Genomic DNA, 16,339 nt, shown 5'->3' with positions numbered 1-16,339 from the left:
CTCAATTCAAATTCTGTTTATAAATCTCCTAAAGTCATACCAATAACTGGGAATACACCAAACACTATTCCTTTTTCATTCAAGCCCGGATTAGAAGATGGGCTGCTAAAGCCGTTAGATCCGGGATCAAGCGGATCAAATCCCCAGGCAAAGTCAACCCCCAACATACCAAACATAGGTAAAAATATTCTCACCCCGGCACCTGCTGCACGCTTCACATTGAACGGGTTAAAATCACGCAGGCTGGTATAGGTATTTCCTGCTTCAATAAATGCCAAACCGTAAATAGTTGCGCTTGGATTTAGTGAAAGTGGATAACGCAATTCTAATGAATATCTCGTAATTACTGTTGCTCCAGTTGTTGGTGAGATTGGACTTGTTCCGTCATACCCGCGCAAGGCTATAATTTCACGACCATCAAACTGCCAGGTTCCGTTCATACCACTACCTCCTAAGTAAAAACGTTCAAACGGCGAATCACCTTTATACGGGTTATAAGCACCCATTACACCAAATCCAAATTTAGGGCGCAGTACCAATTTTTTATTCTGCGTCAACGGCACATACCATTCTCCACTGAATTTGATTTTATAGTACTCAACATATTTATAGCGTTCTTGATCATTCATCGCCAGATATTCTTCAGGCGAATAATCTTCAAAAAGAAAATATGGCAAGGTAGATTTTAAGGTCAGCGTAAATTTTGAACCACTGCGTGGATAAATAGGATCAGAAACTGAATTACGTGTAATTACTGTTTGCATTGAGATATTGTTTGAATATCCATTAGAAAAAACAAAGTATGACGAATTTCTCAAATCATAATACTGATAAGCAAGCTCAGCATAAATCTGAAAATAATCATCAGGCCATTTTAAGCGTGAGCCAATACCCGAACCAATAGACGTAATGGATGTTTGACTGTAGGTAGTTGATTCTTTATCACCGCTGCTCAACAGCGAGTGAGACATGAAAATTGAAAATGAAATAGGTTTTTTACCGCCAAGCCAAGGTTCAGAAAAAGAAAAATTGTATGACTGATAACCTTTACCATACGTTTGCCCACGAATACTCAAACGCTGACCGTCACCGGTTGGTAATGGTTGCCAAGCATCTTTTTTGAAAAAGTTTTTAGTAGAAAAATTAGTGAACGATAAACCTACTGTACCAATCAATCTACCGGCTCCGTATCCACCTGATAATTCAACTTGATCTGATGATTTTTCTACCACGGTGTATTCAATATCAACCGTACCATCTACCGGGTTAGGTATAGGATTTACCTGAAATTGTTCAGGGTCAAAATAACCCAAATTTGCTAACTCACGCTGCGTTCTGATGATGTCATTTCGGCTAAAAAGATCACCCGGTTTGGTGCGTATTTCGCGCAGAATTACGTGATCATTTGTTTTTGTATTTCCTTTGATGATGATATTTTTTACACGCGCTTCTTTTCCTTCAGATATTCGCAACTCATAATTGATGTAGTTGTTTGAATCAATATTCATTTCAACCGCCATGATATTGAAAAAAAGATACCCGCGATCCATGTACAGTGATGTAACATCACGCCCGTCCATACTCATGTAGAGGCGCTGCTCAAGCAATGGCTTATTATAGACATCTCCTTTTTTAATTCCCAGTAAAGTATCTAGCTGACCACCGCGATATTTTGAATTACCAACCCATACAATATCACCAAAATAATATTTCTCACCCTGACTCACATAGATGTCAATTCCAATATGTTTATCGTCTATTTTGTACACTGAATCTTTTAGAATAATTGCATCACGCATACCAATAGCGTTGTACCGATCAATCAAGGATGCCTTGTCTCGTTCATACGCCGTTTTATTAAACTTAGATCGCTTGAAAATGCGCATAACACCTGTTTGTTTGGTGTCTTTCATGCCGGCGCGCAAACCTCTGTCACTGACAGAATTTTTTTGTTTCCATTGTTCAAATTTTGAATCTTCTTCTTCAAAAACCGTCAACTCATTTTCGTAGAAATTGATTTGACCAATTTTAATTTTCTCGCCCTTCTCTACCGTGATAATGAAATTCCGCGAATTAAAATTAGTGGTGTCATTCTCTTGAGTTATTTTCACATTAGCATATAAAAATCCTTTTTCTTGGTAGAAACCACGGATGATGTTCTCCGTATTTTTAACAAGCGTTTCAGTAATTGTTTTACCTGAATAAAGGTTTATGATTTCACGTATTTTATCAGACTCTGATTTTGAAACTTGACCATTTTGTGCAAAGCGGAATGATCCCAATTTAGGACGACCTTCAACCTGAATAATCAGAAAAACATCCCCATTTGGCATAAACGGACCATCTTGTAAAATCTGAACATCAGAGAATAATTCCTGCTCCCACAATTTTTTAATTGCGTTGGTAATATCTTCTCCCGGAATGGTGATTTCTTTTCCAACGGTAAGTCCTGAAATTAAAATGATAGCCGACTCATCATAATAAGGCACCCCTGAAACGCGAATACCGGCAATGGTATGTTTTTCAGGATTGAGATAAGAATTATCACCACCAATGGTAGTGCCGTATTGTGCCCAAGTCATTTGATAGACAAGTGCTAAAATTGTTGTTGTAAAAAATATTCTGAGTAGTTTCATCCTAGTTATTGTACTTGTTCGCTAACCTTTCCAAATCGTCTTTCGCGGTGCTGATATTCATAAATTGCCTGAAAAAAATCTTCCTTTTTAAAATCAGGCCAGAATTTAGGTGTGAAATGCAACTCACTATACGCTAACTGCCACAACAAAAAATTGCTGATTCTTATTTCTCCACTTGTTCTGATCATAAGTTCCGGATCAGGTATTCCGGCAGTATACAAATGATTGCTCACTAATTCAGCTGTAATATCATTCAATTCAATTTCACCCGACTTATAACGCTGCGCGATATTTTTTATTGCGGCAATGATTTCAGTTTTTGCACTGTAATTCAGCGCAAGCACCAAAGTAGTTCCGTTATTGTTTTTTGTTTTGTCAATAGCAGACAACAATTCTTCGCGGCACCGCTCTGGCAATTCTGCCATATTTCCGATAGATACTAAGCGAACATCATTACTGCAAAGCGATTCAAGCTCACTGGCAATGGTTTGTACCAGCAAGTCCATCAACCCCTCAACCTCCTCTTTGGGACGATTCCAGTTTTCAGTTGAAAAAGCGTAGAGCGTGAGAAACTCCACTTTAATTTCGCTGGCAGCTGTTAGAGATTCTCGCACAGCCTCAACGCCGGTAGCATGACCAACCAAACGTGCCTGCCCCTTTTCTTTTGCCCAACGCCCGTTACCATCCATGATGATTGCAACATGGCGAGGAATGCGATTCATATCCAACTGATCTTTATAGCTCATAGCGAAGCCGCAAATTTGCTCATTTTTTGTGACATTGCAGTAAATCTAACGAGACTTATCTTCGGATATTGATGGTTTAACAAAGGTTAACAGGAAGAGGACAGTGTGAGTTTGAGTGTGAGAGCGGAGATAATTACCGTAGGGGCGAATCGTATTAACATTTACGCAGACGCAGTGTGAGTTTGAGTGTGAGAGCGGAGATTATTACCGTAGGGGCTAATCGTATTCACACTTACACAGACGCAGTGTGAGTTTGAGTGTGAGAGCGGAGATAATTACCGCAGGGGCGAATCGCATTCGCACTAACGCAGACGCAGTGTGAGTTTGAGTGTGAGAGCGGAGATAATTACCGTAGGGGCGAATCGTATTAACATTTACGCAGACGCAGTGTGAGAGCGGAGATTATTACCGTAGGGGCTAATCGCATTCACACTTACACAAACGCAGTGTGAGTTTGAGTGTGAGAGCGGAGATTATTACCGCAGGGGCGAATCGTATTCACACTTACGCAGACGCAGTGTGAGTGTGAGAGCGGAGATTATAACCGTAGAGGCGAATCGCATTCGCACTTACGCAGACGCAGTGTGAGTTTGAGTGTGAGAGCGGAGATTATAACCGTAGGAGCGAATCGTATTCTCACTTACGCAGACGCAGTGTGAGTTTGAGTGTGAGAGCGGAGATTATAACCGTAGGGGCGAATCGTATTCACACTTACGCAGACACAGTGTGAGTTTGAGTGTGAGAGCGGAGATAATTACCGTAGGGGCTAATCGCATTCACACTTACGCAGACACAGTGTGAGTTTGAGTGTGAGAGCGGAGATTATAACCGTAGAGGCGAATAGTATTCACACTTACGCAGACGCAGTGTGAGAGCGCAACCCCTCTGCCCTAAGTCCTAATCCCTAAACCCCAAATCACTCCGCCAAAACCATGATTTTGTTATCCTTGATTTCAATAACACCCCCGTTGATTTCAAAGGTAAAACTTGCATCACTTTTGTGTTTTGCATTTAGTTTACCATTGTAAAGTTCAGGGTTATTGTTTTCACTCACTTTTTGATCAACCTTTACAGATCCTTTAGCTAAGGCAGAAATCATGGGTGCGTGCAGATTCAGTACGCCAAATTGTCCATCCAGTCCGGGAAGAACGACATGACTTACATTTCCTTTATAGAGGAGTTCGTCTGGTGTGATTACTTCAAGTAACATGGTGTGTCAATTAATTTCCAGCAAGCATTTTTTCTCCTGCTTCCATAGCTTGTTCAATAGTACCTTTCAAGTTGAAGGCGGCCTCAGGATATTTATCTACTTTACCATCCATGATCATGTTGAATCCTTTGATGGTGTCTTTAATGTCAACCAACGCTCCTTTAAGACCGGTGAACTGTTCTGCTACGTGGAAAGGTTGTGAAAGGAAACGTTGAACACGACGTGCGCGGTGCACAACTAGTTTATCTTCCTCAGATAATTCATCCATCCCTAAAATGGCGATGATATCTTGTAATTCTTTATAACGTTGCAAGGTTAATTTTACGCGTTGAGCGCAATCATAATGTTCTTGTCCAACGATTGCAGCAGTTAAGATACGAGAAGTAGAATCTAACGGGTCAACCGCAGGATAGATACCCAACTCAGCAATTTTACGAGACAATACAGTAGTGGCATCCAAGTGGGCGAATGTTGTAGCCGGCGCCGGGTCAGTCAAGTCATCTGCAGGTACGTATACCGCCTGAACTGAAGTGATAGATCCGTTTTTAGTTGAGGTGATGCGCTCTTGCATTGCACCCATTTCTGTTGCCAGTGTTGGTTGGTAACCCACCGCTGAAGGCATACGACCTAAAAGAGCCGAAACCTCAGAACCCGCTTGTGTAAAACGGAAGATGTTGTCAACGAAGAAAAGAATGTCATTCCCTTTTCCTTCACCTTCTCCATCACGATAATATTCTGCCAAAGTCAATCCTGATAAAGCCACACGTGCACGTGCTCCCGGAGGCTCGTTCATCTGACCAAAAACAAATGTTGCTTTTGATTCTTTGAGTTTTGACTTATCAATTTTAGAAAGATCCCATCCGCCTTTCTCCATGTCGTGCATAAAATCATCACCGTAAGTAATGATGCCTGACTCAAGCATTTCACGCAACAAGTCATTTCCTTCACGTGTACGCTCACCCACTCCGGCAAATACAGATAGACCAGAATAAGCTTTTGCGATATTATTAATCAACTCCTGAATCAATACAGTTTTACCAACACCTGCACCACCGAACAAACCAATTTTACCACCTTTTGCATAAGGTTCAATCAGGTCAATTACTTTAATTCCGGTGAAAAGAACTTCAGTTGAGGTTGAAAGATCTTCAAATTTTGGAGCTTCGCGGTGAATTGGCAATCCGTTTGATTTATCCACATTATCAATGCCGTCAATTGCATCACCAATTACATTAAATAAGCGTCCTTTGATTGCCTCACCTTTAGGCATACGAATAGGAAAACCGGTTGATACCACTTCCATTCCACGGGTAAAACCATCTGAAGTATCCATTGCAATGCTGCGCACGGCATCATCTCCAATGTGTTGTTGTACTTCAAGAATTACTTTTGTACCATCAGCTTTTACAACTTCAAGCGCATCCAAGATGTTTGGCAAAGATGAGCCTTTTGAAAAACTTACGTCAACAACAGGCCCGATAACCTGTGATATTTTACCTTTTACTCCTGACATGCTGTATTCTATTTATAATTAGTATATCTTTTTTCGCGGCGCAAAGGTAACGCTTTTTTATCGGTTGGTTTATTTTGGTGAAAGATTTTTAATTACTTTTGGAATCAGTTGTAAACCCTTGAAAACAGCGCTTTGAAAGTATATCACACCCTGAACGAAGTGACAAAAATCAGGAAACCGGTATTAACCCCGGGAACCTTTGACGGCGTGCATCTTGGTCATCAGTCTATATTACAGAAACTCAAAGAAAAAGCCGCAATGATTGGTGGAGAATCCGTGGTGTTCACTTTTCATCCTCATCCGCGTATTGCTCTTCATCCTCATGATCATGGACTGGCCTTGATACAAACTATTGAGGATAGAATTAAAAAACTGGAGCAACTGGGTATTGATCACTTAATATTATGTCCATTTGACAAAGAATTTTCTCGCATTGCTGCTATAGACTTTGTGCGGAATATTCTGGTAGGCAAATTAAATATACATACGCTGGTGATTGGTTATAATCATCAATTTGGACGTAACCGCGAAGGCAATATTGATTTACTGCGTGAACTTGCGCCCGCTTTTGGTTTTCATGTTGATGAAATTCCTGCACATCTTGAAAATGAAATTCAGGTGAGCTCAACAAAAATCAGAGAAGCCATTTCAACCGGACAAGTTAAGGATGCCAATGCCATGTTGGGTGAGATTTTCCATTTCACCGGTACGGTAACAACTGGTGATCAATTGGGGCAACAAATAGGTTTTCCAACTGCTAATCTCCAAACCAATCCATTACAATTATTGCCAGATAGCGGGGTGTTTGCGGTGCAGATTGAAATTGACGGCACAGCGTATAAAGGCATGATGAATATTGGTCAACGCCCCACTGTCAGCACTGACGGCGAAAAGCGTGTTGAGGTACATGTTTTTGATTTTAACCGTTCACTCTATGGTCAGAATTTGGTCGTATATTTGATAGATAGCGTGAGGGAAGAGAAAAATTTTGAATCTCTTGCCGCCTTAAAAAACCAATTGGAAAAAGATGAAATCAACTGTCGCCATATTCTTGATCAGTTTGCTGTTTTTCAACGCTGAGTTGATTGCACAGAAAAATCATGTGTTCTATTCTATTGAAGAAGCCATAACAGTTCCCGTTGATTCTGTTTTCAAATTATCTCTCACCAAAATGAAATATGAAGTGGTGCCTGATGAGCTCATGCAATTTCAAAATTTGCGTGAGTTGGATTTATCTCAAAACAAATTAACCACCTTGCCTGATAATTTTATTTTTCCTCATCTTGAAATTCTGAAAATTGAAAAAAATAATTTAGATACTTTTCCCCCTGCAATTTGTCTCAACACTCAATTACGTGAACTCTACATGGGAAGAAATGAAGTGAAATATATTTCTGAATGCATTGGCAATTTGCAAGAATTGGTAAAGTTTGATATTTGGTTTAATCCAATTGCTGATTTGCCACAAGCCTTCACCACCATGAAAAAATTGCGATATCTTGACTTACGCGGAATTACTTACAACAAAGAATTTCAAAAAAAATGGACTACTCTTTTACCCTGGGTTAAAATTGAATTTGATGTTGCATGTGACTGCGCAAACTAAAGACCATTCATTATTTGATTTAACTCAAATTAAGCAATACAATCACGCGGGTGTTTTTTTGGATTATAAAATAAATTTCTCTCGTTGGTTCAGATCGAGACCTGTGCCTACATTATCAATTAAAAAGAAAGAAAAGGAATAGTATTAATTCAGAAATCGCATCTGACAAATCAATTATTCTTTGATTTTAATTTTCATAAACCGCACATATTGTCCTGCCCCGCCAACCAGTACTTGCTCTGATTCACTGAATGTATAATTGAAACGTGGTATAATGGCTGATTTGTATTTGGCAGATTTATCACGCGATGCAAAGAGTGCAGCTCTGCTGAATGATTGCCCTTGACTAACGGTACAAAGAACGGTAGTACATTTTTTTATATTGTTTGCAGGATACACTTTTTCTGACTGCGTTAAATTCTTGTTGTTTTCATTATACACAAGATATATCATATCATTTTTCATCATAGCTGAAATTCCCCAATAACGTGCGGGGTGATAAGTTCCATACCCATCACGACCATGACTTGAATAACCACTACTGCTTGCTGATGCCAATTGTCTTTTATTGATAATGCTTATCTCTTTTGTTTTGCCTTCAGCATCAACATAAAAAATTACAATATCTCCAAATAACCATCGCTCACTGGTGCGTGTTTCATACGTTTTTGTCTGCGGGTTATATGAGGTTGATGTGTGAATAGAGTAGTCAAATTCTTCTACCACAAATGCGTACCCGTTATCACTGGTTGCAAAAAGATATCTTGTTCTGAAATTGCGCACACCTTTGCCTTTATCAATTTGTTTTTCAGTTAAAAAATTGCTGAGAAACTCATCACTGAAATCATTCATTTGAGAATTTTCAATAGCATAATTTTCAAGATTTAGTTTAAAATTTAAAAAGCCAACAATGCCGGCAGAGGCATTGTCATTTGTATAAAATGCAGAACCCATGATGGTGTTATTTTTACCCTGCAATAAGGTTAGTCCGCTGAGGTAATTGTCTTTCAAAAACAAATCATATTCTTTGATCAAATTCTCTTGATAAAAATAACTGAACAATGCGTAACGATATCTTACATTGGTGCCCTGCTCATCACGCTCAGTTTTGGTAAGTGCAATGCGAGCAACAATGTGCATATTGCCATTATTGTCCAACATATAATCAGTAATGGTAGTGTATTTATCAGCACCCGGTATGACAATGTCATTTTCCCATAACACGCTCAAATCTTCATTAAATACCCTAAAACCCGTGCGCACATTTTCATCTTTTTTTGTTGCATATTCAAGCATCAATGCCATTTTACTTGAATCAGCTGACATGACAAAATCATATCGTTCAACCAGCCTGTCTTCTGTTTTAGAAGTTCCGAAAAGTTCAAAGTGTATTCCCAATGTTCCGGTACTGGCATCCAATTCACTTGCAAAAAGTTTCATACCACCCCCTGTGCGCGTACTCATGCGTGAGACCAAATACAATTTGTTTTTAAATTTTTTTGTTTCTCTGAAATACAATTTGCCCTCATCTGAATCAGGCAGCATGATAGGAAAACTATTGTAATAATTCAATTGTTCATCCAACACATAAAGCTCAGTTCTACTCAAATCAGTATCAAACAATTTATACGAATAAGTGACAAAAGACAGCATGTTGTCATTGTTTTCAACAAAGCCATCAACGCGAGTTTTGGAATCAATTTTAAATTCTGCCCCATTATATATTTCAACATCTTGTGCCCGACAAAATGTAGCAAGAGCCAAGAATAAAAAAAGAGCATGACGTTGGATATAATTCATACCGGTGAATGTTGAATGTTATCAAAAGTAACTATAAAAAAAGAGCCGCCCCATCATTGGAACAGCTCTTTTTAAGTAAACTAATTATGTTAATTCACAGTCAAACGTGATACCCTCATGTTTTTTCCTTTGCGTCCAAACACCACCATTGAGTTAGATGCATATTGAATAGATGAACGCGGCATTAATGGCATGCTGTAACCTGCTTCTTTATCTTTTGATTTAAACAATACATCAGATGATACATTACCATCCGGCGTGAAAGTTACCAATTGGGTTACTGATGTTTTTTGACGTACTGACAGAGGATTTTTTCCTGCAGCTACACGCTCAGCATTTTTTGGATTTTCATTGTACAGAATCATGATGTTTCCATTGTGCTCAAGAATACCAATACCATAATATGGAAGCTCGTTAACCCCCGGATACATACCTATACCCATTTGTTGCATCAGCGTAGCATTACCATTTTTAGCAGTACATAATTGTTTTTTCTTTAATACGCCGGCAGTTTGCATTTTACCATCTGCATCAATAAACATGGTAACCACATTACCAAACAACCAAGTTTCATAGGTAGTAGTTTGACCTGATGAATTTGTTGATTCAGTTCTTTGATAAACGTAGTGCTCAGCAACAACTGCCATACCTCCATTTGGTAAAGGCAAGGTACGTCTGATTTCATACGCAGGCAACTCTTTTCCTTTTTCTGCTTTGCGCTCACCAATTAGTTGAGCAAGTAATTCCTGACTGAAAGGTGTTAGCGTTTTTGCAACCACTTCTTTTGTTTCAGGATTAATTCTCAAAAAGAAAAATCCTTTATATGAATCAGCTAGTTTTTTCTCGCTGTAGAAACCGGTACCAACCAGTTCATTTTTTTCGTTGATCACAAGGTCAATTGAGCGAATGATTTCTTGCGTGAATCCAATTTCATATTGTTTCAATTCACCTGTTTCATGGAAATAAGAATAGATGGTGATATAATATCTACCACGAGAATCTTTGTCGTTTTTTTCATCCCAATCCATGCGAATAGCAGCGGTAAAGTGAATATTTCCATTGCGGTCAACATCATAATCCAACACGGAAAAATCTTTGTCTTGATGAGGGAATTCAATGTCTTTAGCCCATACGGTTGACATATCATCTTTCACCACTTTCAATCCATATCTTGCATTTTCACTGCCTGAAGTTGGATATTCTGTAATGAATAAAACTTTGGTTGAATCTACACTGCGCACGGCAGCAAAAGGATTGGAAAGCGAACCAAATTTTTTGTCTACCACTTTCACGGCTTCAAAATGTTGTTTGAATTGTCCGTTTGTTGGATCTAACTGCGATGCATAAAGGGTATACTCATCAGCTTTACGATCAAAATAACGTGACATGAAATACACACTGTTTCCAAGTTTAACTGACCAGAAATATTTAAGTTTTTTTCCATTCACTTCAGGCACTTCAATTTCAAATTTTGAAAGTTCATTCAATTGTCCATCCAAATTGAGTACTCGAAATTTGTTGGCAATAAAACCTGCACGTGTCAGAAACGATGTGCCTTGCTCAGAAACATCAATGATTGTTTCAACACTTTCAAGACTGGTTACCTGAAATTGCGCTCCGTTATGCACTTCAATGGTTTGACTGAAAGCCGGGAGCGATGTCAGTGCCATCCCCGCAATCAGAAAACTCAAAATTCTTTTTTTCATTTTCATTACTTTTTAATTTTCAACTAAGTTCTTCTATCTCATGCGCAAGCTCAATTTGCGCTGCGTTGCCAAATGTAACAAAATCACTTTGTTTTCAAACTATTATGTCATTTTATTCGTTAGAACAGACAAAGCACATACCTTTGCATTAGAAATTAATACATCATTTTATGAGCCGCATCATATTACTCAGTCTTATCTTCATCAGCGTAATGGGTATTGCGCAAGATGGCCCAACCGTGGTAGTATTCAATTCTTCTTCATCAAAAGAACCTGATTACTGGTCAAAACACAACCTGATAAAATTTAATGTTTTTGAGGCTTTCTCAGGAGATTTTGCTTTCTACTATGAGCGGATTTTGAATGAAAATTTTTCAGTTGAAGGCGGATTAGGAGTAACCATGTCTGATTATTTTTCTATGATGTGGTCTGATAATTTTGATTTCTCTGATGAAACCGTTCAACCCTTGATGGGCTTTAGCTTTCTTGCCGGTGGAAGATACTACCCATATCGTGCGGCTGATGAATTTTATTTTGCCCCTGAATTCAAATATCGCTATTATCACAACCTTAAAACGTACACTGATTTTGGTGGTATAGAGCAGGAAGTAGAAGAATCACGCACCTTATTTACCGGACGCGTATCTTTTGGTTACGTATATTTTTTTGATGACAATATTTTTATTGATTATTCTGCCGGTTTTGGTATTTCACGCATTAATGATGCATCATTGGAAGAAAATTACAACAGCGTCACCGGTCAGTTTGAATATACTGTAGAAGAAAATTCAAGATTAGCGCCGCGCTTTCACATGGGGTTAAAAATTGGAGTAGCGTTTTAAGAGGGGAGATAGTGGCAATTCATAAAGACCATTTTATGTTTAATATGAGTGGGATTGACTTTCAACTTATTCGCACAGTCGGTGGAAAAGGATGAGGAGTTTAATATTGGATTTGGCCGGGGTTATATAGCTTTAAGAAGTACTTCAACTTATCAGGTAAGATTATTTTGTCAATCACTAAAGCCGATTTTAAAAAATCACCCAAATATCTTTTCTTACAAGTCATTTGATTGATTAATTTTAATCATGTGGAAAGTGTAAATGAGGTTTTGGACGACCTGCCGTTACCAGCAATGCTCCAGGACAAACCTCGGAAAAAAACATTCGACTGACAAATCCCTTACATTTAAGCCTTATTTAACGAGTGACTTGCGACGGACCTTGTCTTTTGCAATTATTTTTCGTAAATTCGTTTTAATAATAGTTTCAACCATGACGGCGACCGCTATAAAAAAACAAGTAGACAATTATCTTCCCCTACTCTCTTCAAAACAGCAGACTTTAGTTCTTGAAATGATTAAGACCTTGTTAAACGTCGACAAAGACGTTAAGCGGATCACTCGCAAACAATACAACAAAGAAATCAACGACGCGGTTGCTCGCATCGAAAAAGGCAATTCAGTTTCTCATAACGACGCACTTAAGGAATTATCTAAGTGGTAAAACCGAAATTCAAAATAATTTGGGACAGAAAAGCCGATTAGCTGGGTTTAAAACAACCAACAATGGCCACAAGCTTTGGGCGTAGTACCCAATCGACAAATTTTTAGGCGACACAGGCAGCCTGGGACCCTTGGCCAACTCGGAAACAAAAAAATTGCATACTAGACAAAGGGTAACTTTTGGGTAATTTCACCATTTCAAAAGAACCATCTCAAGAAAAAAACGGAGCTTGCATCAAATCTCCATCAATAAACCAAAGCCACCATCAAGGTTGCAAAATAATAGAGAACACCAACTCCAAAAAAAACTGACCACGCAATAATTTCAGCTCGCTTTGACGCAAACTTCATTTTAATTTGACGTTTAGATACGGTTTTTGCATTGGATGCATTGAAAGAATAAAGTTGAACTTTGGTTATCATAAAATCATTGTTTTAATGACCCAAAGTTGTGACATCAATTTCTCAGATTAAAATTGAATTCAGCAGATAGATTTATTTATTTGCGATTAACGCAAAATCAAGACTCGTTTACAAAACCACAAATCGGGCGGTAGACCAGGTCCCACCTACGAGACAGTGTAAGTAATAGACACCTGTTTCAAGTCCATTTGTGCTAATGGTTGTATCCTTTTGACCAATTAATTTATCTGAGTGCAATTTACCTGCGCTGTCAAAAATTCTTATTTGCTCAATCAAATTTTCTGAAGACGACGCAATATAAATACTGAACTCAGTAGGTTTAGGGTAAAGAATAAAATCTACTGCGTTTGTTGGATGCTCCTGAATTGAAACTGAACAATCAGGCTGCGTAGATGAAACAGCATCAAAACTTCCTGCCTCAACATACCAGGTTTCCCATACGCCACCACTGCCATTTTCCCAATCATTCAAATCAAAATAATTTGCCCCAGATGATGTGCCGTTTACTTTATATACTTTCAAAACAGCCTGGCTATAAGACCACGTGAGAGGATTACCATCACTGCATACTTCAGGCATCAATACTATATCATTCATCTCACAATTTAGCTGAATAAAAAATGCTTGTTCATCATACGTTGGATATCCACCATATACATGGGCAATACCCAATGTGTCAATACAAACAGCAACATATTCTTCACACGCAATACCAAGCGGGAATTCATATCCAAAATCAACAAACATTTTTGCTAAAAAAACGGTATGTCTTCCGCGTCGGTCAGGGCTGTCATAATGCGTATCAGTAATCACGCTGTTCATGTATGGCACATTTATAAATTCAGCAGAATCAATGGTTACTGCAGATGCGTAAGGATTATTTAACGCAGTGGCTGACGACACCGTTCCGTTTTCAGCAGTGAAGTACACATCACCCAGAATAGCCATGCCCGCCGATGTTCCGCCAACAACAATATTTTTTTCAGTGATGGCTATATTAATCAAACTATCTACCGGCGTATTTCTCCAATATGAAATATAATTCCATTGATCACCCCCGGCAAACCAAATAGCTTCAGCCTGTTCAATTTTTTGTTGAACGTATGCACTGTTTGATGCGGCCGCATTATTAAAAACAATGGTTTCAACAGAGTTAACTGTGACTCCCAAATCAGTATAGAAATAATCATTGTATCCGTCAGAACCGCTGGCACGCAAAACTAAAACATCACCTCCATTAGCCTGTTCAAGAAACCATATCATGGCATTATCATCTTCCGTTGCGCCACCCATCAGGCATACACCACCATAAGGTTGAGTTATCACATCAGTTGAGTTGCCTGTAAAATAAGATGTGTAATCTTGGGCAAAAATAAACGAGGTGCATGAGCAAATACATGCATTTACGCAAAGAAATAAAAATAAAAATCGCATAAGACAAGGTATGAGAGGAAGATCAAACTTCAATTTCAATCATTTCAAGCGGAATCTGAATAATTCGGCTGTATTCTAAGCCGGCATCACGCATTTCCCAATCGTCATTTTCGTATTTCCACCTTACAACTACGTTTGATTTTCCATTCAACTGAATTTCTTCAGCCGTTTTAAATAAATCAAAAAGTGCCTTTGAAGATGAGGTATTGAAATATTCAAGACAAACATCAAATACCGTATTAGGTTTGGGATTATGACCATAGTGTTCAATCCAGTCAATCAAAGGGCGATAGAACTCTCTGGCATTTTCAGGTATGCTGCGTCCGCTGATAATTAATTGACCATTACTGGCATTAAAATCAACGCGCGGAGATTTGGGTGTACCCTCAAGCCTGAAATTTTCCATGTGTCAAAATTAAGAATTCTTTTAAAATCATCTGAAAATGTTTAAAAGTAGACTCCCAGCCCAAACGAACAGCGCCATTCATCAAGGTATACAGGATATGTGTCAGATTTATGTTTGCCAAATATATACCGAGTTTCAGCAAAGAGATAGAACCATTTTTGTCCATAAAAATCAAAACCACCACCAATAGAACCAACCGGGTTGGCAGTAATTTTATAATTCAGTTCATTGGTCTCTTCGTTCAATGCCCCATACTCTGATGATTGAGAGATGGCAATGCCCGGTTGAAAACCCACATAGGGTTGGAATGCACCTTCAGTAAAATGATAAAATGCCCCCGTATAAATTTGGTGATTCATGCTGAATCTTGGTCTTTCACCAAATTGATTTAAAAAATAAAATGCCTCACCACGAAATTCAATTTTTTCTTGAATAAAAGCGAGATATCCCTGAAGTTGCAATGAATAGGTCTTTTCTGTGAGCAGACCCGGTGCAAATGAAAATGCAGTTTTTATTCTCCAGTCTCTTGATTCTTGCGCCTGACCAGTTACTATCTGAAGGGTAAAAACTATAACAAATAACTTTTTCATACATTAATATTTTCCAAGTGATACAAAAAAATGATTACCAGAAATCAGCAATTCTGTAATTTAAACTTAGCGTAAGCAACACGTGACTTTCAAGGCGCTCGTCATGCGTGTGTGAAGCAGGATTTGTAGTGAGATAGTAGCCTCCTGAACTGGTTTCATCCAAGGTATAGTCTAAATGATTTCCTAAGTGCATCATAAACTGAGCTGAGAAAGTGAGATGAAATTTCTCTGTCAAAAAATAATGAGTGCCTAAACCGGCTTGCACGGCAGAACTCCAGCGCTGCACGATTTCATTACTACGATCATCAAATGGTGTGCTCAACGGAATCACTTTTGCAAAATCAAAACAATGTCCGGCAATGACATAAGGCACAAAACGATCAAGTTGTTTTGGATAAAAAAGCACTGACCAACCAATATGCGCATTGTTTCTTGTGCCTGCTCCATTCAAATCCATGGTAATATAATCTGCAAACCAATCTGTACTTATGTAATCAAGAATCTGCAAACGCATTTGCCCACCTACTCCGAGACCTGGTACCGGATCATGTCCAAACACACTGGTGGTCATTCGCAACCCAGGTGCAAATTGTCCCTTCTCTAAATATTTAATCTCATCCTGCGCTGAGGCATGGAGAAAAATAAATAACGCTGCAACACTAATTCCTACTTTCATGGTATATCTTTTAGTTTCTACAATGTGTCTTTAAATGTCTAAACTACAAATATTTTAGAATATTGCTTTGAATTCAATTTGTAATGACA

The 16,339-nt window shown here is 38.6% G+C and carries 14 protein-coding genes; 3 read left to right on the top strand and 11 right to left on the bottom strand.

Going from position 1 to position 16,339, the window contains the following annotated elements; genetic code table 11:
• Positions 1-17: 17 nt before the first annotated feature.
• From IPH66_00240 to IPH66_00225, 4 genes are all read right to left on the bottom strand, one after another.
• Positions 18-2,636 carry a BamA/TamA family outer membrane protein gene (locus IPH66_00240; GenBank protein ID MBK7127780.1) on the bottom strand — a complete coding sequence of 873 codons (2,619 nt, stop codon included), beginning with the start codon at positions 2,634-2,636 and terminating at the stop codon, positions 18-20.
• Between the two features lie 5 nt (positions 2,637-2,641).
• On the bottom strand, positions 2,642-3,382 hold the full coding sequence (locus IPH66_00235) for an isoprenyl transferase (protein MBK7127779.1): 741 nt from the start codon (positions 3,380-3,382) through the stop codon (positions 2,642-2,644).
• A gap of 916 nt (positions 3,383-4,298) precedes the next feature.
• Positions 4,299-4,592, bottom strand: coding sequence for a hypothetical protein (locus IPH66_00230; GenBank protein ID MBK7127778.1), 294 nt, complete (start codon positions 4,590-4,592; stop codon positions 4,299-4,301).
• A gap of 10 nt (positions 4,593-4,602) precedes the next feature.
• Positions 4,603-6,105, bottom strand: coding sequence for a F0F1 ATP synthase subunit beta (locus IPH66_00225; GenBank protein MBK7127777.1), 1,503 nt, complete (start codon positions 6,103-6,105; stop codon positions 4,603-4,605).
• Between the two features lie 132 nt (positions 6,106-6,237).
• On the opposite strand from IPH66_00225, the gene IPH66_00220 reads away from it, so the two are divergent.
• Together IPH66_00220 and IPH66_00215 are read left to right on the top strand one after the other, a co-directional pair.
• Complete coding sequence (locus IPH66_00220) at positions 6,238-7,185, top strand: bifunctional riboflavin kinase/FAD synthetase (protein MBK7127776.1); 948 nt, start codon at positions 6,238-6,240, stop codon at positions 7,183-7,185.
• Positions 7,133-7,711, top strand: a complete 579-nt coding sequence (locus IPH66_00215; GenBank protein ID MBK7127775.1) for a leucine-rich repeat domain-containing protein — start codon at positions 7,133-7,135, stop codon at positions 7,709-7,711. The genes IPH66_00220 and IPH66_00215 overlap by 53 nt, the downstream gene beginning before the upstream one ends.
• A 174-nt stretch (positions 7,712-7,885) precedes the next feature.
• Here IPH66_00215 and IPH66_00210 read toward each other — a convergent pair whose 3' ends face one another.
• A complete protein-coding gene (locus IPH66_00210) occupies positions 7,886-9,511 on the bottom strand; it encodes a hypothetical protein (GenBank protein MBK7127774.1) in 1,626 nt (541 codons plus the stop codon).
• An 89-nt stretch (positions 9,512-9,600) separates the two neighbouring features.
• Complete coding sequence (locus IPH66_00205) at positions 9,601-11,217, bottom strand: hypothetical protein (GenBank protein MBK7127773.1); 1,617 nt, start codon at positions 11,215-11,217, stop codon at positions 9,601-9,603.
• 170 nt (positions 11,218-11,387) lie between these two features.
• On the opposite strand from IPH66_00205, the gene IPH66_00200 reads away from it, so the two are divergent.
• Positions 11,388-12,059: a hypothetical protein gene (locus IPH66_00200; protein MBK7127772.1), complete on the top strand. Its 672-nt coding sequence runs from the start codon at positions 11,388-11,390 to the stop codon at positions 12,057-12,059.
• A gap of 908 nt (positions 12,060-12,967) precedes the next feature.
• Here IPH66_00200 and IPH66_00195 read toward each other — a convergent pair.
• The 5 genes from IPH66_00195 to IPH66_00175 all read right to left on the bottom strand — a co-directional run bounded on the left by IPH66_00195 (position 12,968) and on the right by IPH66_00175 (position 16,250).
• Positions 12,968-13,144 carry a hypothetical protein gene (locus tag IPH66_00195; protein ID MBK7127771.1) on the bottom strand — a complete coding sequence of 59 codons (177 nt, stop codon included), beginning with the start codon at positions 13,142-13,144 and terminating at the stop codon, positions 12,968-12,970.
• Positions 13,145-13,252: 108 nt separating this feature from the next.
• Complete coding sequence (locus tag IPH66_00190) at positions 13,253-14,578, bottom strand: Type 1 glutamine amidotransferase-like domain-containing protein (protein ID MBK7127770.1); 1,326 nt, start codon at positions 14,576-14,578, stop codon at positions 13,253-13,255.
• Positions 14,579-14,600: 22 nt separating this feature from the next.
• Positions 14,601-14,984: a DUF1987 domain-containing protein gene (locus IPH66_00185; protein ID MBK7127769.1), complete on the bottom strand. Its 384-nt coding sequence runs from the start codon at positions 14,982-14,984 to the stop codon at positions 14,601-14,603.
• A 41-nt stretch (positions 14,985-15,025) separates the two neighbouring features.
• On the bottom strand, positions 15,026-15,574 hold the full coding sequence (locus IPH66_00180) for a hypothetical protein (GenBank protein ID MBK7127768.1): 549 nt from the start codon (positions 15,572-15,574) through the stop codon (positions 15,026-15,028).
• Positions 15,575-15,608: 34 nt separating this feature from the next.
• Positions 15,609-16,250 carry a hypothetical protein gene (locus IPH66_00175; GenBank protein ID MBK7127767.1) on the bottom strand — a complete coding sequence of 214 codons (642 nt, stop codon included), beginning with the start codon at positions 16,248-16,250 and terminating at the stop codon, positions 15,609-15,611.
• Positions 16,251-16,339 lie beyond the last annotated feature (89 nt).

It is taken from the genome of Crocinitomicaceae bacterium (assembly GCA_016708105.1).
GTDB lineage: Bacteria > Bacteroidota > Bacteroidia > Flavobacteriales_D > Crocinitomicaceae > JADJGJ01.
The sequence above is the reverse complement of the archived record's forward strand: the minus strand, read 5'-3'. Positions and strand labels throughout refer to the sequence as shown.

Excerpts from the sequence above, each read along its gene's own strand:
- IPH66_00240 (MBK7127780.1), bottom strand. The coding sequence starts at position 2,636 with ATGAAACTACTCAGAATATTTTTTACAACAACAATTTTAGCACTTGTC.
- IPH66_00235 (MBK7127779.1), bottom strand. The coding sequence starts at position 3,382 with ATGAGCTATAAAGATCAGTTGGATATGAATCGCATTCCTCGCCATGTT.
- IPH66_00230 (MBK7127778.1), bottom strand. The coding sequence starts at position 4,592 with ATGTTACTTGAAGTAATCACACCAGACGAACTCCTCTATAAAGGAAAT.
- IPH66_00225 (MBK7127777.1), bottom strand. The coding sequence starts at position 6,105 with ATGTCAGGAGTAAAAGGTAAAATATCACAGGTTATCGGGCCTGTTGTT.
- IPH66_00215 (MBK7127775.1), top strand. The coding sequence starts at position 7,133 with ATGAAATCAACTGTCGCCATATTCTTGATCAGTTTGCTGTTTTTCAAC.
- IPH66_00210 (MBK7127774.1), bottom strand. The coding sequence starts at position 9,511 with ATGAATTATATCCAACGTCATGCTCTTTTTTTATTCTTGGCTCTTGCT.
- IPH66_00205 (MBK7127773.1), bottom strand. The coding sequence starts at position 11,217 with ATGAAAAAAAGAATTTTGAGTTTTCTGATTGCGGGGATGGCACTGACA.
- IPH66_00200 (MBK7127772.1), top strand. The coding sequence starts at position 11,388 with ATGAGCCGCATCATATTACTCAGTCTTATCTTCATCAGCGTAATGGGT.
- IPH66_00195 (MBK7127771.1), bottom strand. The coding sequence starts at position 13,144 with ATGATAACCAAAGTTCAACTTTATTCTTTCAATGCATCCAATGCAAAA.
- IPH66_00190 (MBK7127770.1), bottom strand. The coding sequence starts at position 14,578 with ATGCGATTTTTATTTTTATTTCTTTGCGTAAATGCATGTATTTGCTCA.
- IPH66_00185 (MBK7127769.1), bottom strand. The coding sequence starts at position 14,984 with ATGGAAAATTTCAGGCTTGAGGGTACACCCAAATCTCCGCGCGTTGAT.
- IPH66_00180 (MBK7127768.1), bottom strand. The coding sequence starts at position 15,574 with ATGAAAAAGTTATTTGTTATAGTTTTTACCCTTCAGATAGTAACTGGT.
- IPH66_00175 (MBK7127767.1), bottom strand. The coding sequence starts at position 16,250 with ATGAAAGTAGGAATTAGTGTTGCAGCGTTATTTATTTTTCTCCATGCC.